Below are 18,909 nucleotides of genomic sequence, written 5' to 3' on the forward strand. Positions count from 1 at the left end.
TGAAACCCGGCGCGACGGGCTAGGAGTTGAGCTCGGCGAGTACGCGCAGGGAGTGCGGGTCGGGCGCGAGCGCCAGCAGGTCGGTCACCGGCCCCTTCCGCCACGCCTCCAGCCGCTCGGCGATGCGTTCACGCGGGCCGACGAGGGAGATCTCGTCGGCGAAGGCGTCCGGGACGGCGAGTACGGCCTCCTCGCGGTGGCCCTCCAGGAACAGCCGCTGGATTCGCCGCGCCTCCTCCTCGTACCCCATGCGCGCCATGAGATCGGCGTGGAAGTTACGGGCCGCGTGCCCCATGCCGCCGATGTAGAAGCCGAGCATGACCTTGACGGGGAGGAGCCCTTCGGAGACGTCGTCGCAGACCTGGACGCGGGCCATGGGCGCGACGAGGAAACCGTCCGGCAGATCGCCGACGGCCGCCTCCCCGTACACCTCGGGCCTGCTCGGCGACCAGTACAACGGGAGCCAGCCGTCGGCGATCCGGACCGTCTGCGCGACGTTCTTCGGACCCTCGGCGCCGAGCAGGACCGGGAGGTCGGCGCGCAGGGGATGGGTGATCGGCTTCAGTGCCTTTCCGATGCCGGTGGCGTCCTCGCCGCGATACGGGTGGGAGTGGAAACGCCCGTCGAGCTCTACGGGTGCCTCGCGCAGCAGGACCTGCCGTACGACGTCGACGTACTCGCGCGTGGCGGTCAGCGGCGACCTCGGGAACGGCCGCCCGTACCACCCCTCCACCACCTGCGGCCCCGACAGCCCGAGCCCCAGCATCACGCGCCCGCCGGAGAGGTGGTCGAGGGTGAGGGCGTGCATGGCGGTCGTGGTCGGGGAGCGGGCGGCCATCTGGGCAACGGCCGTACCCAGCCTGATCCGTGACGTCTGCGCGGCGATCCAGGTGAGCGGCGTGAACGCGTCGGAACCCCAGGACTCGGCGGTCCACACCGAGTGGTAGCCCAGCCGCTCTGCCTCCTGCGCGAGGGGCACATGGTCCGCGGAGGGGCCGCGGCCCCAGTAGCCGAGTGCGAGCCCGAGCCGCATGTCCGCCTCCTGACGCTCCGTCAGTTGTGCATGGGCTTGCGACTGTACGACGACGGCCCCTCACCGGGAAGGGTGAGGGGCCGTTCGTACGGCTTCAGTTGCTGTGGTCAGCCCCGCTGGATGCCCGACGTGTCCTGGAGGACACCACGGCGACCGTCCTGCGTCTGCGCCACCAGGGCCGGACCGCGCTGCTCGACGGCCAGGTACCAGGTGCCCGGCGCGAGTTCGGCGATCGGCGTCGGCGAACCGTCCTCCGCGAAGAGGGGACGCGCCACGGGCACGGCGAACCAGAACGGCGAGAAGTCCGCCGCGGGCGCCTGCGGCTGCTGAGCCTGCTGCGGCTGCCCGCCACCGAACGGCTGCCCGGCCTGCGGCTGCCCACCGTACGGCTGCCCGGCCTGCGGCTGCTGAGCACCCGGGTAGCCGTAACCACCGGGGGGCTGGGCGCCGTAGGGCTGGGGGGCGGCCGGGCTGGGGGCGGGGAGGAGGGGGGCCTGGAGGGCGGGGACCAGGGGGGTGGCGATGGCGCCGGCGGCGAGCACGAGGGCGGCGATCAGGCCGAGGATGATGCCGATGCCTGCGCCCTCCGCATCAATCGTCCACCACAGCAGGGACCAAGCGGCCGCGATCGTCAGGACGACACCGACCGTTCCCAGGTCGAGGCCCGCGACCTTGCGGGGCTGGGGGAGCAGGCGGGCCACCGCGATGAGCGCGCCACCGACCACACCGGCCATGTACGTGCCGAGCCCGAGGCCGAGGTTGCTCCAGGCGTTCGGGATGTCGACGCCTTCGCAGTAACTGCCGTCGCAGCTGGCAACATCGAGAAGCGACGCGATGAACAGCAATACCGCTGCTCCGATCACCACGCCGTCGCCTCGAGTGAGGGAGCGGATATTCACTTCAGGTCCTTCGTCAGTCGTCTCAACATCGGCATCGCTGGAGGCGTCGCTGTCACCATGTCGCCGTCAGGCCCCGGTGTGAAGCGCGGGGGTGGCCCCTCATCGTAAAGACGACCTTATCGTCCGACCGACGAGGGTGTCCGCCGGGATCAGCCCGTGGACCACTACCCGCGCAGGAAACTCACAATTCCCTCGGAGATCCCTTGCGCCGCCTTCTGCCGCCAAGCGCCACTGGTGAGCAACGCCGCGTCCTTGCTATCGCGCATGTTGCCGCACTCGATGAACACCTTGGGAACCGTTGACAGATTGAGACCGCCCAGGTCCTTACGCGTGACGAGACCGGTGCCGTCGCCGACGTAGTTGGAGGGCGCGCTGCCCGTGACGCGGACGAAGGAGCCCGCGATGCGCTCGCCGAGGTCGCGGGAGGGGGTGACGATGGGGCCCGTGTTGGCAGCGCCCGCGTTCACCTTGCCGGGGAGGATGACGTGGAAGCCGCGTTGGCCGGGGCCGGCTCCGTCGGCGTGGAGGGAGACGACGGCGTCGGCGTGCGCCTTGTTGCCGATCTGGGCGCGTTCGTCCACGCACGGGCCCCATGAGCGGTCGCCGTCCTGGGTGAACTCAACCGTGGCGCCCTGCTTCTCCAGCAGGGTGCGCATGCGGTGGGCGACGTCGAGGGTGAACTTGGCCTCGGTGTAGCCGTCGTTCGTCGAAGTCCCCGTAGTGTCGCACTCCTTCCAGTTCGTGCCGATGTTCACCTTGCGGTTGATTTCGGCCGTGTGCTGGAAGTTGTTCGGGTTGTGGCCCGGGTCGATGACGACGACCTTGCCTTTGAGCGGGCCGGAGGCGGACGTGGACTCCGGGGTGGGCGTGGGGGTGGGGCCCGGGGGCTTGTCGTCGTTCGTGGCGGAGATGGTCGGCGCCGTGTCCGCCGGCGTCACGGAGGACGGGCGTACGGCCGCGTCGCCCGAGCCGTCGCCGGGGCTGCCCAGGGCCTCGTACACCACCCAGCCGAGCAGCGCCCCGGGCACCAGGGCGGCGAGCGCGACGGTCAGGGTTCGGCGGCGGTTGCGGCGGGGCTGGGGAGGATCGAAGTCCGGGCCTACGTACGACACGCCTGCCACCTTACGGGCCGACCAGGGCCCGCGCCGGGAAGGCACGGTCGAGCGGCGCCGGAGTTCAGACGCCTGCCCCCGTCCGCCGCAGCACGCGCAGCGAGTCCGTGTCGGACACCTCGGTGAACGCGCCGGACTCCAGCGCCCGCAGGTACACGCGGTAGGGGGCCTGGCCCGTGAACTCGTCCGCCGGGTTCGGGAACACGTCGTGGATGACGAGCAGGCCGCCCTCGGCGACGTGCGGGGCCCAGCCCTCGTAGTCGGCGGTGGCGTGTTCGTCGGTGTGGCCGCCGTCGATGAAGACCAGGCCGAGCGGGGTGCCCCAGACCTTCGCCACCTGCGGGGAGCGGCCGACCAGGGCGACGACGTGCTCCTCCAGGCCCGCCCCGTGCAGCGTGCGGCGGAACGTCGGCAGCGTGTCCATCAGGCCGATCTCGGGGTCGACCGTCTGCGGGTCGTGGTACTCCCAGCCCGGCTGCTGTTCCTCGCTGCCGCGGTGGTGGTCGACCGTGAGGGCCGTCACGCCGGCCGCGCGGGCGGCGTCGGCGAGCAGGATCGTGGAGCGACCGCAGTAGGTGCCGACCTCCAGGAGGGGGAGGCCGAGGCGCCCGGCCTCGACCGCCGCCGCGTACAGGGCCAGCCCCTCGTCCACCGGCATGAAGCCCTTCGCCGCCTCGAACGCGGCCAGGATCTCGGGCTTGGGGGACGGGGCCATGGGGTCCCTTTCGGTCGTACGGGTGGGTGGATGGTGCTGGGTGGTGCCGGCTGGGTGTGCCAGGTGTGCTGGGTGCTCATGGTGCACCAACGCCCCCCGCCGTGTGGACGACGGGGGGGCGTACGTGGGGGGCAGGCGGAGGGGTGTCAGGCGTTGACCGTCTCCCCGGGCAGCGCGAGGTCCACGTCCACCGCGCTGTCGTCGCCCGCGTGCGTCGCCGAGGAGGCGAGCGGGGCGTGGCCGTCGGCCCGGGCGGCGAGGACGTAGGCGCCCTGGGTGGGGACGGTGAGGGCGTAGGTGCCGTCCTCGGCCGAGAGGGTGGCGCCGGCCTGGCGGCCGCGGCGGTCGATCAGGGTGACCTTGGCGCGGGCGACCGGGGTGCCCCCGGCGTCCAGGACGCGGCCGCGGAAGCCGCGCAGGGCCTGCTCGGCGCGCTCCAGGTTGGCGTCCTCCTCGCTGCTGGCGCGCAGTTGGGGGCGGGCGGAGGCGGGGCGCTGCTTCGGGAGGAAGAGGGCCAGCGCCAGGCCCACCGCGACCGCTGCCGTCGCGATCAGGAAGGACACCCGGAAGCCGTGCATCGTCGGGATCTCGACGCCGCCGACGTCGTTCGCGGTGTTCGCCAGCACCATGCCGATGACGGCGCTGGAGACCGACGTACCGATGGAGCGCATCAGCGTGTTGAGGCCGTTCGCCGCGCCCGTCTCCGAGGCGGGGACCGCGCCGATGATCAGGGCGGGCAGGGAAGAGTAGGCCAGGCCGATGCCGGCGCCGAGGACGACCGCGATGACCAGGCTCTGCCAGGGGGCGCTCATCAGGCCGAGGCCCGCGCCGTAGCCGATCGCGATGATCAGCAGGCCGAGGATGAGGGTGGTCTTGGGGCCGTACTTGGCGGAGAGGCGGGCGTAGACGGGGGCCGTGAACATCATCGTCAGGCCGAGCGGGGCGACCAGGAGGCCCGCGACGACCATCGACTGGCCGAGGCCGTAGCCGGTCTCCTTCGGGAGCTGGAGCAGCTGGGGGAGGACGAGGGAGACGACGTAGAACGAGACCCCGACCATGATCGAGGCGAGGTTGGTGAAGAGGACGGCCGGGCGGGCCGTGGTGCGCAGGTCGACGAGAGGGGCTTTCGTGCGCAGCTCGTAGACGCCCCACAGGAGGAGGACCGCGACCGAGGCGCCGAACAGGCCGAGCGTGGTGCCCGAGGCCCAGCCCCAGTCGCTGCCCTTGGTGATGGGCAAGAGGAAGAGGACGAGGCCGGCGGAGAGGCCGAGTGCGCCGAGGAGGTCGAAGGTGCCTTCCGCGCGGACCTCGGACTCCGGTACGACGAGGAGGGTGAGGGCGATGGAGAGGACACCGAGGCCGGCGGCGCCGTAGTAGAGGGCGTGCCAGTCGGCGTTCTGGGCGACCAGGGCCGCGGCGGGCAGGGCGAGGCCGCCGCCGACGCCGATCGAGGAGCTCATCAGGGCCATCGCCGAACCGAGCTTCTCGCGGGGCAGCATGTCGCGCATCAGGCCGATGCCGAGCGGGATCGCGCCCATCGCGAAGCCCTGGAGGGTACGGCCGACGATCATGGGGATCAGATCGCTGGTGACCGCGCTGACCAGGGCGCCGATCACCATGACGGCCAGGCTGGATATCAGCATGCGCCGCTTGCCGTACAGGTCGCCGAGGCGGCCCATGATCGGGGTGGCGACGGCGCCGGAGAGCAGGGTGGAGGTCAGGACCCAGGTGGCGTTGCTGGGCGCGGTGCTCAGTAGCTGCGGCAGGTCCTTGATGACCGGGACGAGCAGGGTCTGCATTACCGCGACAACGATGCCCGCGAAGGCGAGGACCGGGACGAGGGGGCCGGTCGCTCTGCCGGTGGGCTGGTCGTTCGTCGTTTGTGTCATGTGAGGGACCAACCCGGTGTGCCTGGGCAACTATTCCGATGCTTTGGCCAGCTAACGATTTCTTGACCTTCTCTTGGGGAAGGGGAGGGCGGGGCGACGTCACGCAGGGACGGTGAGCGGAGGGTGCTCGAGGACGCGGGGCTTGTACTCGACCAGCTGGATGCGGCCGTCGAAGGTGCGGTGCTCGATCATCTCGAGGGCGACGTCCGGATAGCCGTCGTAGATGCGTTCCTCGCCCGTGGCTCCGGTGATCACCGGGAACATCACGACCCGGAAGCGGTCGACGAGTCCGGCGCGCAGCAGGGACCGGCACAGGCTGAGGCTGCCGATCGTGCTGAGGAGCCCAGAGCCGCTCGACTTCATGGCGCGGACCGCCTCGACGGCGTCGTCGCGGACGAGCGTGGAGTTGGCCCACGTCAGCGGCTCCTCGAGCGAGGAGGAGAACACCACCTTGGACGCTTGCGTGAGCTCGTCGACGGAGGCCTCTTCTTCGGGCCTGAACTCGTCCTGGCCCGCCGGGAGCTCGCCCGCGGCGAAGCCCGACATCAGGCGGTAGGTGTTCGCTCCCATCAGGTAGGTGGCCTCGGGCTGCTCGCCGAGCCATGCGAGGTACTCCGGGCCCTCGAGGCCCCAGAAGCCGGGCCATCCCTCTCCCGATGCGTAGCCGTCGAGGGACGTGATGAAGTCGACGAGAAGCTCCGACATGACGGTGTCCTTTCCTAGGTGTCACGAGCTTGGACCTGCCGGGAGCCGCAAACTCATCGGCCGCGCTGTGGAGTGACGAGAACCCGGATGAGCCCGGAGCCCTGCATGAGTGCGCCACGCCGGATCATTGAAACCTAAATAGTTTCTCGACTGTAAGCGTTGCGGCATGGTCCAAATTCCTGATGCCAGGAGCGTCGGTCGTTGAGAGCATGACACTCATGCTCGGAGCCGCTGACGCCACCGCCCGCCTGTCCCGCCGTACCGCGCCTCCCGCCTGGCTGGTGGTGGCGCTCGCCTGTGCCGGACAGTTCCTGGTCGTGCTCGACGTGTCCGTCGTGAACGTGGCGCTGCCCTCGATGCGGGCCGATCTGGGGATGAGTGCCCAGGGCCTGCAATGGGTGGTGAACGCGTACGCCATCGCCTTCGCCGGGTTCATGCTGCTCGGCGGGCGGGCCGGGGACCTGTACGGCCGTAAGCGGATGTTCCTCGTCGGGCTCGCCGTGTTCACCCTGGCCTCGCTGGCGGGCGGGCTGGCCCAGCAGGACTGGCAGCTGCTGCTCGCCCGGGCCGTGCAGGGGCTGGGCGCGGCGGTGCTGGCGCCCTCGACGCTGACGATCGTCACGGCGGCGGTGCCGGAGGGGGCGGCGCGGGCGCGGGCCATAGGCACCTGGACGGCCGTCGGCGCGGGCGGTGGTGCGGCGGGCGGGCTCGTCGGCGGGGTGCTGGTGGACGTGCTGTCGTGGCGCTGGGTGCTGCTGATCAACGTGCCGGTGGGCGCGGTCGTGCTGGCCGGCTCGCTGCTGTGGCTGGTGGAGAGCCGGGCCGGGGACGGGCGGCGGCTGGACCTGCCGGGCGCGGTGCTGGTCACGGCGGGGCTGGCGACGCTGGCGTACGGCATCTCGCAGACGGAGGCCTCGGGCTGGACGGCGACGGCCACGGTCGTGCCGCTGCTCGCCGGTCTCGCCCTGATAGGCGTCTTCGTCCTCGTGGAGGCGCGTACGACGGCCCCGCTGATGCCGCTCGGGCTGTTCCGGGTGCGGGCGGTGTCGTCGGCGAACGTGGCGATGTTCCTGTGCGGCTCGGCGATGTTCTGCATGTGGTTCTTCATGACGCTGTACGCGCAGAACGTGCTCGGCTACACCCCGCTGGAGGCCGGCCTGGCACTCGTGCCGAGCTCGCTGGCCGTACTCCTCGGCTCCAAGCTCGCGCCCCGGCTCATGGCGAGGACGGGCACCCGCACGGTGGCGGTCGCCGGCACGCTCGTGGCCGTCGTCGGCTTCGGCTGGCAGTCGACGCTGAGCGTCACCGGCGGATACGTCACCTCGATCATGGTGCCGGGCATCCTCATGATGCTGGGCGCGGGCCTCGCTGCGACCCCGCTCGCGGCACTGGCCACGTCCGGCGCGGAACCGGGAGAGGCCGGGCTGGTGTCGGGGCTGGTCAACACCTCCCGCACGATGGGCGGTTCCCTGGGCCTCGCGGTCCTCTCGACCCTGGCGACGGCCCGCACGGGCGCCACCGCGACACCGGAGGCGCTGACGGAGGGGTATGCGCTGGCGTTTCGGACGGGGGCGTGGGTGCTGGGCGGGGGAGTGGTGTTGATGTTGGTGTGGCTGCCGCGGCGGTCGGCCGGCCACTGACGCCGCCCTGCTACAGCCACCCCTGCTGACGTGCCTCCCGCAGTGCCTCCATGCGGTTGCGGGTGCCCGTCTTGCCGATGGCGGAGGAGAGGTAGTTGCGGACCGTCGACTCCGACAGGTGCAGCTTGGTCGCGATGTCGGCGACCGTCGCGCCGTCCGTCGAGGCGGTGAGGACGTCGCACTCGCGGGCGGTGAGCGGACTGGGCCCGGCGCTCAGGGCGGCTGCGGCGAGGGCCGGGTCGATCACCGTCTCGCCGGTCAGTACGCGGCGGACGGCCGCGGCCAGTTCCTCCACGGGGCCGTCCTTGACCAGGAAACCGGCGGCGCCCGCCTCCATGGCCCGGCGCAGATAGCCCGGGCGGCCGAACGTGGTCAGGATCAGCACGCGGCAGTCGGGAACCTGGTCGCGCAGCTCGGCCGCGGCGTCCAGCCCGCTGCGGCCAGGGAGTTCGATGTCGAGGAGGGCCACGTCCGGGCGGTGGACGAGAGCGGCGTCCACGATCAGGTCCCCGGCCGGCACCTGCGCCACGACCTCGATGTCCGGCTCCATCCCGAGGAGTAAGGCGAGAGCGCCGCGCATCATGCCCTGGTCCTCGGCGAGCAGAACCCGGATGGACTTGGCGGGGCGGTGATCCCGGGGCATCTCGTTCACGGCCCAAGAGTAGGGCGCGGGCGCCCCGCGCGGGGCGCCCGCGCCGGCGGCGACGCGGAAGCGGGGCTGGGGGAGGTGCGCCCCGCCCCGCCGCGCCGCGCCGCGCCGCGGTCGTTGGCGTCGCGTCGCCGCCGGTGGTCAGCTTCTCAGCGCACCTCCCGTGCGTACGGCGCCACCGTGATCCGGTCGATCAGCGGGGCGTAGCGTGAGCGCAGCAGCACCCCCGGGAAGGTGTCGGAAGCGTAGGTCGTGCCGTCGAAGTTCGGCAGTTCCTCGGAGCGGAAGGCGATCGTGTTCTGTCCCTTCTTCAGCTGGACCGGGACGGTCAGTTCCCAGAACTCGTTCTGGTGGAAGGTGTGCGGGAAGCCGACCCGTTGGATCGCGCCGCCGTTGACGCTGATGTCGGCGTGCCGGGCGAGCGGGTCCGGGTTGTAGTGGGTGGCCTCGGACTGCTCGGGGTTGGAGTAGCGGATGCGCAGCGCGTAGCGGCCGGGCTTGTCCGCGGTGACGGTGAAGGTCGCGGTGTTGCCGTTGCCCGGGGCGCCGCCGATGCCGGTGATCGCCGTACCGTCGGTGGCGAGTGACAGCGTCGCGAGCGTCGCCGTACCGGCGAGTGCCGCGTCCTGCGCCTCGTACGTCCGCACCGGCAGCGCGTCCTCGGTGGGCGTGACCGTAAGCCGGTCGACGAGCGTCGGGGCCGAACCGCCGGTCACCGTCACCTTGTTGACGCCGCCCGAGAGGGAGACCGCCACGGCACGCCGGTCCTTGGACAGCCGTAGCACCTGCTGTCCGTTGACCGAGACCCGGCCGTCGGCGCCGCCGAGGGTGTCGACCCTGAGGGTGGCCTCGCGGTCGGCGGGGGAGTAGACCCAGAACGTGGCCGTCTGGCCCTTGGCGAGCCGGGCCGCGCCCGATCCGGTGGCCGCCCGCTTCGGCAGGTCGTACACGGGCCGTGCACCGCCGCCCAGCCAGGCCAGTTCGCCCTCGTACACCTGCGTGCCGGCCGAGGCGTCGGGAAGCGCGAGGGTGAGGCGGTCGACGATGGCGTCGCCCTTGGTGGCGCGCTTGCCGTCGGCGCTCCGCGCGGCGAGGGTCAGGGTGTGCTTGCCCTTGGTCAGGTGGACCTCGGTGTCGGCGTGGTCCCACACCACCCACTTGTAGCCGAGCGGCAGGTACAGCTCCTGCTCGCTGTCCGCCTTGCCGTCCACCCGCAGGAAGACGTTGGTCGGACCCTGCTCCTTCACCTTGTCGAAGGTGTTGAGGGAGTTGGCGAAGACGCTCAGGTCGTAGGTGCCCTCCTCGGGCACGTCCACCGTGAAGTCGAGCGTGACGTCGGAGCCGGTGCGCAGCCCGCCCACGTCGTAGCCGCCGGAGGTGTAGAACTTGGACACGTCGCGCGGCGAGCCCTCCGGCCCGTTCTTCGAGTACCCGGACCCGGTGTGAGCGGCGTCCTCCGCCTCGTACGAACCCTGCCAGCGCACGGGCGCGGTCTGCGTGCCCTTCGCCTTCCCGGCCGGGCTGAGGACGATCTCGTACGCCGAGGACTCCTTCAGCTCCGGCAGCGCGCCGTCGCCGAAGTCGACGACGACCTTGCCGTCGTCACCGACCTTCAGGTTCGTCTCCGTGAGCAGCTTCGGGCCGGAGTTGTCGCCGACCTGCCCGCTCCAGTCGATCTCCTTCACCCAGGCGTGGACGCTGTCCCCGAAGACCTTCTCGGGGACGTTGTCGAAGGTGATGTGGCCCTTGCCGGTGGAGCCGCCGAAGACCAGCCGGGACTGCTTCTTCTTCGTGTCGAGCGTGGCCACGCCCTGCATGGTGTAGTTCTCGCCGGGGAACGGCGGGTCGACCTCCACCGTGTGCCCGCTCATCGACGCGTACGAGTTCAGCAGCCACCACTGGCCGTTGCCCCGGTTGGACTGCACCGCGGAGTCGGAGAGGTTGCCGTCGATGTTCCAGTACGCGATGTCGGCGTCCACCTTGGACTCCTCGATCGCGGAGACCCACTGGATCATCTGGCCGGGGACGGAGGTGTGGTAGTTGAAGGCGTACTCGTTGATGTTGATGGGGAGTTGGGTTCCTTCGCGGGCGGTGCCCTTGAACAGGTCCTTCTCCCAGGCCCGGTACTTGGCCACGTTCTGGCGCACCGCCTCCGGGTGGCTCAGTTCGTGCCAGGTGATGACGTCGGGCAGGGTGCCGGCGGCCAGGGCGTGGGTGAGGAAGCCCTTCACCTGGTCGTACAGGACGCTGGTGTTGGGCCCGGCGATACGGGCGTCGGGCATCTTGCCCTTGATCAGCTTGTACGCGGAGTCCCAGGCGGCGAAGTAGTCGTCGGGGTCGTTCAGCCAGCTGACCTTGTCGTAGCTCCACTCGCCGGTGCCGAACATGTTGCCCTCGGGCTCGTTGAACGGCACGAAGACGATGTTGTCCTGGTACTCCTTCGGCAGCTTCAGCACCTGGTCGACCTGCGTCGCCATCTTCTCCTCGTAGAGCTTGAGCTTCTCTGCGGGAGTGCTGCCCGGCCACTCGTACGGGAAGCCGCGGTGGATGTCGGTCATGTAGATGTACACGTCGCCGTCGGTGGAGTCGGCCAGCGGCCTGACCACCTCCAGCGCGTCGGCCCCCGGGTGCTGGGGGCCGTCCTGCGCCTTGGTGGAGACGGTGCGCAGGCCCATGCCCTCGATGAGGTTGTTGGTGGGGACGTCCGGTCCGTACACGCCGTAGAGGGTGCCGGAGGCGCCGCCGTGGAACGCGCCGGTGTCGGAGCCGAGGTCGACGGTGAGCTGTCCCTCGCGGACCACGGTCACGGTCGCCCTCACCTCGCGCCCGGCCGCCGTGCCCGCCACCGTGAAGCTTCCCGGCTGGGCGTACTTCTCGGCCGGTACGGCGTCCCAGACGACCGGCGTGTCACGGTCGAAGGCGTCGGAGTAGGTGGAGCGGACCGCCGCGGGGAGGGACGGGGCGGTGCCGGTGGTGGTGCGGACCTCGAAGGCCGTCCGCGAGAGCTGCTGGAGGGTGGGCACGGTGGCGACCGTACCGGCCACCTGCTCGGCGCTGAGCGCCGCGTGCCACACGGTGAAGTCGTCGATCGCGCCCTTGAGCAGGGGGTCCGGCCAGAAGGACTTGCCTATGTAGCCGGCGGCCGTCGCCGAAGTGCTCAGCAGGTCCTTGGCCTTGACGGTCGTAGCCGCCGAGGAGACCGCCACACCGTCGAGGTAGGTGGTCACGCGTCCGGCGGCGGTGTCGAGGGTGACGGTGACCGTCCGCCACTGGTCGGCGGGGAGCGGGGCGTACCCGGAGACCTGCGCCTCGGCGCCGCCTCCGCCGGTGGTCACGGCCGTGCGCAGGACCCCGCCGTTGGACGGGGTGGTGAAGAGGTACTTCGTGGTGTCGGTGCCCAGGTCGAAGATCCGCTGCCAGGCCGCCTTGTCATCGCTCCACTTCACCCGGGCGGAGACCGTCAGGTCGCTCGCGTCTGCGAGCACCTCGCGGGGCAGCCGCACGTACGCGCCGGTGGAAGTGGGGGCCCCGCCGGGCAGGGCGAGCGCTCTGCCGCCGTCCGCGCCCACGACGGACTGCGCGGTGGACTGGTTCACCAGGGCCGCCGTCAGACCGTTGCCGGAACTGTCGGTGATCTTTCCGGAGGCGAGATCGTCCTGGTCGAAGGTGTAGTGGGCGACGGGCTGGGGCACCTCGGCCGCCTGCGCGGGCACGGCCGGCGCGGCCAGCAGGCCCGCGCCGAGGGCCAGCGCCACGGCGGCCGGGGCCCGGCGCCGGGCTGATCTGTCAGCGGATGGCATGGATCGCGTCCTCAATCCTGAAGTCTCGGTACGTCGAACCGGTTCGATGGAAGTCGATGGGAGTAGGGAGCAGCAGGAAACTCGCGTGGGTGACGGAGGGGCGGCTCAGCGGCTCCATGGAAGGTGTGGAACCGGCGTCGGGTCGTCGGAGGGATCTCTTCATCGAACCGGTTCGGGGAAGCTAGCACTGGGAAACCGGGGCGGCAATCCCCTCGACCCGAAGAGATCCGGCGTTCTTTCGGACGTGGAAGTGCTGTCGGGGTGTTGACAGGCGTCCGGTCTGTTCCTACCTTCACTTCACGCGAACCGGTTCGACAGCCGGACGTCGCCTCACTTCACCGTTCCCAGCCTCACGCGACCGGCGCTGTGTTCCTCCCGGAGCAGCGAACCGGTTCGAGCAAGGAGTTCCCGTGAACATCGGTGAGATCGCCAAGCGGGCCGGTGTCTCGCGGAGCACCGTGTCCTACGCACTGAGCGGCAAGCGCTCGGTGTCGGAGGAGACCCGTGGCAAGATCCAGCGGGTCATCGACGAGCTGGGCTATCGGCCCAACGCCAGCGCGCGTGCCCTGGCCAACGGGCGGACCAGCACGATCGGCCTGGTGTTCCCGCCGGCCGGGAACCACTACACGGGGATGCAACTGGACTTCATCGGGAGTGTGGTGGAGGCCGCCGCGGCCTTCGACTACGACGTACTGCTCTCCCCGAGCGGTGTGGACAGCGACCGCTCGTTCCAGCGGTTGCTGGGGGAGCGGCGGGTCGACGGGGCGATCCTGATGGAGATCAGACTGGAGGACGACCGGGTCGCTCACCTGGCCGAGCTGGACTTTCCCGCCGTCGCCATAGGCCGCACCGCCCACCCGGAGGGCGGCTGGTGGGTCGGCCTGGACCACACCGCGCTGACCGCGGCGTGTGTGCACCACCTGGCGGATCTGGGCCATCGCCGGATCGCCTTCGTCAACCGTCCCGAGCAGCTGCTGCGGGCCGGATACGAGTCCGCGCACCGCGGCCTGGACGGCTTCACCAAGGCCGCGGCCGAGCGTGGGCTGACGGTGCGGACGTACTGCTGTGGGGACGACGCGGCCTCCGGTCAGGCGTGCCTGGAGCGGATCCTGCACGACGATCCCGCCACGACGGCCCTGGTCACCCTGAACGAGGCTGCTCTGGGCGGGTTGTACCGGGGGCTCGCCCGGGCGGGTCGCCATGTGCCGCGCGACTTCTCCGTCACGGGTGTCGTCGCCGGCCGGTGGGCGGAGACGGTGACCCCGCAGCTCACCGCGGCGGACGTGCCGGCGGAGGAGCTGGGCCGGCTCGCCGTCGACCTGCTGGTGGAGCGGCTCGACCAGCCCGACGCGCCGCCCCGGCACCATCTCCTCGCACCGCCCATTTCCCTGCGGGCCAGTACCGGTCCCGGCACAGCCTCCTGATCACAACCACCTGGTTCACCCCACCGCACTTCACCTCACCGGACGCCCGAACCGCGCACCGTGCCCGCTTGCGCTCACCACCCGGTGCCTCGGCACCCGCATGCCCAGAACATCGGCACCCGCATGCCCAGAACAAAGGAACCCTCGCGATGAACTGCTCCTCCAGACAGCGCCGTCTGACCGCCGTGGCCGTCACCGCGCTCGCCGTGGCCGTCACCGCCACCGCCTGTTCCTCCGGCTCCGGCAGCAGCGACACCCGGGGCGCCGACAGCAGCACGTACACCGTCTGGGACCCGTACCCCCAGTTCGACAAGACCTCGGACTGGGCGAAGCTGCTGGACGAGTGCGGCACCAAGGCCGGTGTGCAGGTCAAGCGGACCGCCTTCGACACGAGCGACCTGGGCAACAAGTCGCTGCTGGCGGCGCAGCAGGGCAACTCGCCGGACGTCCTCATCGTCGACAACCCGGTGGTGTCGATCCTGGCCGAGGCGGGCGTGCTCACCACGACCGACGACAACAAGCTGGACACCTCCAAGGTGGACCCCAACCTGCTCGCGGCCGGCCAGTCGGGCGGCAAGACGTACGGCACGCCGATCGGCGCCAACACCCTCGCCCTCTACTACAACAAGGACGTCCTGAAGGCGGCCGGCGTGGACGTCGCCTCCATCAAGGACTGGAAGTCGCTGACGGCGGCCCTCGCGAAGGTGAAGCAGGCAGGTAAGAAGGGCATCACCTTCTCCGCGATCGGTACCGAGGAGGGCAGCTTCCAGTTCCTGCCGTGGTTCTGGGGTTCGGGTGCCAAGTTGACCGAACTCGACTCCGCCCAGGCCGTCTCCGCCCTCTCCCTGTGGAAGGACTGGCTGAAGAACGGCTACGCCCCCAACTCGGTGCTCAACAACACCCAGACGACCAGTTGGCAGGAGTTCGCCAGCGGTGACTACGCGTTCAGCGAGAACGGCACCTGGCAGCTCGCCAACGCGAAGAAGGCCGGTTTCGACTACGGGGTGCTGCCCATCCCCGCCGCCGCGAGCGGCAACGCGGCGGCCCCCACGGGCGGCGAGTTCGTCACCATACCCGTCCAGGAGGACTCCGGCCGCTACGCCACCTCCCAGAAGCTGGTCACGTGCCTGACCAGCGGCGAAAACCTCTACAACACCGACACCACGCTGTCCTACGTGACCCCCACCGGCGAGGTCCAGGACAAGCAGGTGGCCGCGAACGCCGACCTCAAGCCATGGGTCGACGCGGTCAAGGCGGCCAAGGGCCGTACCAGCGACGACCTGGGTACCAAGTACCCGAAGATCTCCGAGCAGATGTGGAAAGCCGTCCAGTCCGCCCTCAGTGGCTCCAAGTCGCCCGAGGACGCACTGTCCGAGGCCCAGTCCGCAGCCAAGTAGCCCGACCACAAGGGTCGTTGATGAACCACACGACACAGCTACCGGACCAACGGTCCGCGGGTGTCCGGACCGGGGCGGCCACCGCCGCCCCGCCCCCGGCCCGCAGCAGGAAGCGCCGCCGTCCGACCTCCACCCAGTGGGCCGCCTGGGCATTCCTCGCCCCGGTGACCCTCTACCTCGCCCTCTTCTACGCCTATCCGCTCTACCGCAACCTCGACCTGAGCCTGCGCAACTACACCGTCCGCTCCTTCGTCCAGGGCGACGCACCGTTCACCGGCCTGGCCAACTACCGCAAGATCTTCGACGACCCGACCTTTGCACCGGCCCTTCTGCACACCGTGGTGTTCACCGCCGTGTGCCTGGTCTTCCAGTACGCCATCGGCCTCGCCCTCGCGGTCTTCTTCCACCAGAACTTCCGGCTCTCGGCCACGCTCCGCGCCCTGTTCCTGGTCCCGTGGCTGCTGCCACTGATCGTCTCGGCCTCCACCTGGTCGTGGATGCTCAACAGCGACTCCGGCATCGTCAACGCCCTGTTGAGCGCCCTCGGGTTCGCCCCGGTGAACTGGCTGACCTCGCCGTCCTGGTCACTGACCTCGGTGATCATCGCGAACATCTGGATCGGCGTCCCCTTCAACCTGGTCGTGCTCTACAGCGGCCTCCAGTCCGTCCCGACCGCGCTGTACGAGGCGGCCGCCATCGACGGCGCGAACGCCTGGCAGCGGTTCTGGCGGATCACCTTCCCGCTGCTGCGCCCGGTGTCCGCGATCACCCTGCTGCTGGGACTCGTCTACACACTCAAGGTCTTCGACATCATCTGGATCATGACCAAGGGCGGCCCGGCCGACTCCTCCACTACCTTCGCCACCTGGTCCTATCAACTCGGCTTCGGCAACCTCCTGCCCGCCTTCGGCCCCGGAGCGGCAGTCGGTAACCTGCTCGTCGTCGCCGCCCTGGTCTTCGGCCTGGTCTACGTCCGGGCGCAGAGAAAGCAGGCGCTGTCATGAGCCGAACCCGTGGGCGTACGTGGGTGAAGACCACGATCGGCGTCCTGCTGACCGCGATCATGCTCTTCCCGGTCTACTGGATGATCAACGTGTCCTTCACCCGCGACCAGGACATGCGCAAGAGCCCACCGGACCTGTTCCCCACCCATGGCACCCTGGCCGGCTATCGCACGGTCCTCGACGAGCAGTTGCCCTACCTCGGCACCAGCCTCGTCATCGGCCTGGGCACCGTCGTCCTCACCGTGGCCCTGGCCGCACCGGCCGGCTACGCCCTGGCCAAGCTGCGCCCGCGCGGCGGCGGCGTCCTGAGCTTCGTCCTGCTGGCCGCCCAGATGATCCCCGGCATCATCATGGCGATGGGCTTCTACGCCATCTACCTCCAGCTCGGCCTGCTCCAGTCCGTCCCCGGCCTGATCGTCGCCGACTCCACCCTGGCCGTCCCCTTCGCGGTCCTGATCTTCAGCGCGTTCATGTCCGGCATCCCCGGCGAACTGCTCCAGGCCGCGCAGATGGACGGCGCACAGGCCCTGCGCACCTTCTGGTCCATCGTCCTGCCGATGAGCCGCAACGCCGTCGTCACGGTGTCCCTGTTCGCCTTCCTGTGGTCCTGGTCCGACTTCGTCTTCGCGAGCACCCTCGTCAACGGCGGCGCCCACGAGCCGATCACCCTCGGCATCTACCACTACATCGGCAACAACAACCAGGAGTGGAACGCCGTCATGGCCACCGCCGTCGTCGCCTCGCTGCCCGCCGCGGTCATCCTCGTCCTCGCCCAGCGCTACGTCGCCGCCGGCGTCACCGCCGGTGCCGTGAAGGACTGAGCTCCTACCTCCCCTGCTCGAGAAACGAGTCACGCCCCATGACCGCCGCCCCCTCCGGTCCGGCCTTCTCCGTCCACGACATCCCGTTCAGCACGTACGGATCCTGGTTCGACATCTCGCCCGTGATCGCGGAGAAGACCTACGCCGAGGACCTCCACCTCGTCTCGCACCAGAACGGCATGCACGCCGTTCTGAGACTCGCCCCCCTGGACATGGCTTCGGCCGCCCGCACCGAGACCCGTATCGAGGCGACACCGGGCCTGCTGAGCTGGATGGCCGAGAGCGGACGCGTCGACCTCGCCTACGAGGCACCGGACACCGTACGGCTGCGGGGGAGCGGCCTCGACCTCGGCGTCTTCGCCGCCGCGCACACCCTGACCCCCTTCAGCGGGACGTACTTCTTCCACGACCCGGCGGCGAACGGACACGTGTTCACCTCCTACGAGACCGGCCGCCGTTACCGCGTCACCGTGCTGTCCGGCACGATCGCCCGTACGACCGGTGCCCAGGCCCTGGGCGGCGGCGAGCGCGGCGTCGCCGTGACCGCGCGGACGGACGGCGGCTGGGAGATCGCGATCGAGGAACTCGACACCGCCCGGCCGCCGTACAGCTCCTCGGCTTCCTTCGACGACATCGTGGCGGCCGCGCAGGGCGCCTTCGCGGACTTCGTCGACGCCGTGGCCCCCTGGCGTTCGTCCGCCACCCCGTCCGCCGAACTCGCCGCCTATGTTGTCTGGTCGGCGACCGTGGCGGCGAAGGGCCTGGTCACCCGGCCCGGTGTGCTGATGTCCAAGCACTGGATGGACAAGGTGTGGAGCTGGGACCACTGCTTCAACGCCCTCGCCCTCGCACCCGGTTGCCCCGAACTGGCCCAGGACCAGTTCCACCTGCCCTTCGACCACCAGGACGAGAGCGGCGCCCTGCCGGACTCGGTCACCCACTCCGAGGTCCTCTACAACTTCGTCAAGCCGCCCATCCACGGCTGGACCCTGGGCCACCTGCGCCGAAGACTTCCCGAACCTCTCGGGCCAGCCGAACTCACGGAACTCTACGGCCGGTTGGCGCGGTGGACGGACTTCTGGCTCACGGCCCGCCGCGCACCGGGCGCCGCCCTGCCCCACTACCAGCACGGCAATGACAGCGGCTGGGACAACGCCACCACCTTCGACCCCGAACGCGTGGTCGTCACCGCCGACCTGGCCGCCTTCCTCGCCCTCCAGATGCATGAACTAGCAGGTATGGCAACGGAGTTGACCAGACCGGACGAGGCGAGCCGCTGGCAGACCGCGGCCGAGGAGATGCAGACCGCCCTGCTCGACCAGCTCTGTACCGGGGACAGGTTCGTCGCCCGCTCGGCCGAGACCGGGGAGACCTGGAGCAGTGCCAGCCTCCTCGACCTGATGCCCATCGCGCTGGGCGAGCATCTGCCGGCCGAGATCGCCGGCGCCCTCGCGGACCACATCAAGGCCCACCTCACCCCGTACGGCCTCGCCACCGAACTGCCCACGTCGCCGCACTACTTGGCCGACGGCTACTGGCGCGGCCCGATCTGGGCCCCCGCCACGGTCCTCGTCGAGGACGGCCTGCGCCGCGCCGGGCACGTCCGCCTCGCCGACGACATCAGCGCCCGCTTCCGCGCCCTGTGCGAGACCCACGGGTTCGCCGAGAACTTCGACGCCCTCACCGGCACCGGCCTGCGTGACCGCGCCTACACGTGGACCGCGAGCAGCTACCTCCTGCTCGCGCAGGCGTACGCACACCGAGAGGGCCGCTGACACCAGCGTCACCTTCGACTTCGCCATCGCCCTGCTGGGCAGCGAC

Annotated in this window: 14 protein-coding genes; 6 read left to right on the forward strand and 8 right to left on the reverse strand. The window is 70.4% G+C overall.

Annotated features, from left to right (window positions below):
• Nucleotides 1-19 precede the first annotated feature (19 nt).
• From ACFZBP_RS34800 to ACFZBP_RS34825, 6 genes are all read right to left on the reverse strand, one after another.
• Nucleotides 20-1,033, reverse strand: coding sequence for an LLM class F420-dependent oxidoreductase (locus ACFZBP_RS34800; protein ID WP_391419216.1), 1,014 nt, complete (start codon nucleotides 1,031-1,033; stop codon nucleotides 20-22).
• 107 nt (nucleotides 1,034-1,140) lie between these two features.
• Nucleotides 1,141-1,932: a DUF5336 domain-containing protein gene (locus tag ACFZBP_RS34805; RefSeq protein ID WP_391419218.1), complete on the reverse strand. Its 792-nt coding sequence runs from the start codon at nucleotides 1,930-1,932 to the stop codon at nucleotides 1,141-1,143.
• A 164-nt stretch (nucleotides 1,933-2,096) separates the two neighbouring features.
• Entirely contained in the window at nucleotides 2,097-3,044 is a 948-nt protein-coding gene (locus tag ACFZBP_RS34810; protein ID WP_391419221.1) for an N-acetylmuramoyl-L-alanine amidase, read from the reverse strand.
• A 64-nt stretch (nucleotides 3,045-3,108) separates the two neighbouring features.
• The gene (locus ACFZBP_RS34815) at nucleotides 3,109-3,759 is read right to left on the reverse strand and encodes a class I SAM-dependent methyltransferase (protein ID WP_391419223.1); all 651 of its coding nucleotides are present in this window, start codon (nucleotides 3,757-3,759) and stop codon (nucleotides 3,109-3,111) included.
• Nucleotides 3,760-3,905: 146 nt separating this feature from the next.
• Nucleotides 3,906-5,648, reverse strand: a complete 1,743-nt coding sequence (locus tag ACFZBP_RS34820) for an MFS transporter (RefSeq protein ID WP_391419226.1) — start codon at nucleotides 5,646-5,648, stop codon at nucleotides 3,906-3,908.
• 99 nt (nucleotides 5,649-5,747) lie between these two features.
• On the reverse strand, nucleotides 5,748-6,353 hold the full coding sequence (locus ACFZBP_RS34825) for a dihydrofolate reductase family protein (RefSeq protein ID WP_391419228.1): 606 nt from the start codon (nucleotides 6,351-6,353) through the stop codon (nucleotides 5,748-5,750).
• A gap of 209 nt (nucleotides 6,354-6,562) precedes the next feature.
• Here ACFZBP_RS34825 and ACFZBP_RS34830 point away from each other — a divergent pair, with 209 nt between their 5' ends.
• Entirely contained in the window at nucleotides 6,563-7,993 is a 1,431-nt protein-coding gene (locus ACFZBP_RS34830; protein WP_391419230.1) for a DHA2 family efflux MFS transporter permease subunit, read from the forward strand.
• Nucleotides 7,994-8,003: 10 nt separating this feature from the next.
• Here the strand turns inward: ACFZBP_RS34830 and ACFZBP_RS34835 are convergent, their stop codons facing one another.
• Nucleotides 8,004-8,636, reverse strand: coding sequence for a response regulator (locus ACFZBP_RS34835; RefSeq protein ID WP_391419465.1), 633 nt, complete (start codon nucleotides 8,634-8,636; stop codon nucleotides 8,004-8,006).
• Nucleotides 8,637-8,791: 155 nt separating this feature from the next.
• Entirely contained in the window at nucleotides 8,792-12,442 is a 3,651-nt protein-coding gene (locus tag ACFZBP_RS34840; RefSeq protein WP_391419233.1) for a LamG-like jellyroll fold domain-containing protein, read from the reverse strand.
• Between the two features lie 410 nt (nucleotides 12,443-12,852).
• On the opposite strand from ACFZBP_RS34840, the gene ACFZBP_RS34845 reads away from it, so the two are divergent.
• The 5 genes from ACFZBP_RS34845 to ACFZBP_RS34865 all read left to right on the forward strand — a co-directional run bounded on the left by ACFZBP_RS34845 (nucleotide 12,853) and on the right by ACFZBP_RS34865 (nucleotide 18,863).
• Nucleotides 12,853-13,866: a LacI family DNA-binding transcriptional regulator gene (locus tag ACFZBP_RS34845; RefSeq protein ID WP_383450620.1), complete on the forward strand. Its 1,014-nt coding sequence runs from the start codon at nucleotides 12,853-12,855 to the stop codon at nucleotides 13,864-13,866.
• 149 nt (nucleotides 13,867-14,015) lie between these two features.
• Nucleotides 14,016-15,263: an extracellular solute-binding protein gene (locus ACFZBP_RS34850; RefSeq protein ID WP_391419236.1), complete on the forward strand. Its 1,248-nt coding sequence runs from the start codon at nucleotides 14,016-14,018 to the stop codon at nucleotides 15,261-15,263.
• A 20-nt stretch (nucleotides 15,264-15,283) separates the two neighbouring features.
• Nucleotides 15,284-16,267: a carbohydrate ABC transporter permease gene (locus tag ACFZBP_RS34855; RefSeq protein ID WP_383450625.1), complete on the forward strand. Its 984-nt coding sequence runs from the start codon at nucleotides 15,284-15,286 to the stop codon at nucleotides 16,265-16,267.
• The gene (locus tag ACFZBP_RS34860; protein ID WP_391419239.1) at nucleotides 16,264-17,088 is read left to right on the forward strand and encodes an ABC transporter permease subunit; all 825 of its coding nucleotides are present in this window, start codon (nucleotides 16,264-16,266) and stop codon (nucleotides 17,086-17,088) included. The genes ACFZBP_RS34855 and ACFZBP_RS34860 overlap by 4 nt, the downstream gene beginning before the upstream one ends.
• A gap of 38 nt (nucleotides 17,089-17,126) precedes the next feature.
• Nucleotides 17,127-18,863 carry an amylo-alpha-1,6-glucosidase gene (locus tag ACFZBP_RS34865; RefSeq protein WP_391419241.1) on the forward strand — a complete coding sequence of 579 codons (1,737 nt, stop codon included), beginning with the start codon at nucleotides 17,127-17,129 and terminating at the stop codon, nucleotides 18,861-18,863.
• Nucleotides 18,864-18,909: the final 46 nt, after the last annotated feature.

Source organism: Streptomyces sp. NPDC008086 (assembly GCF_042957325.1).
In the GTDB taxonomy this organism is placed as follows: Bacteria; Actinomycetota; Actinomycetes; order Streptomycetales; family Streptomycetaceae; genus Streptomyces.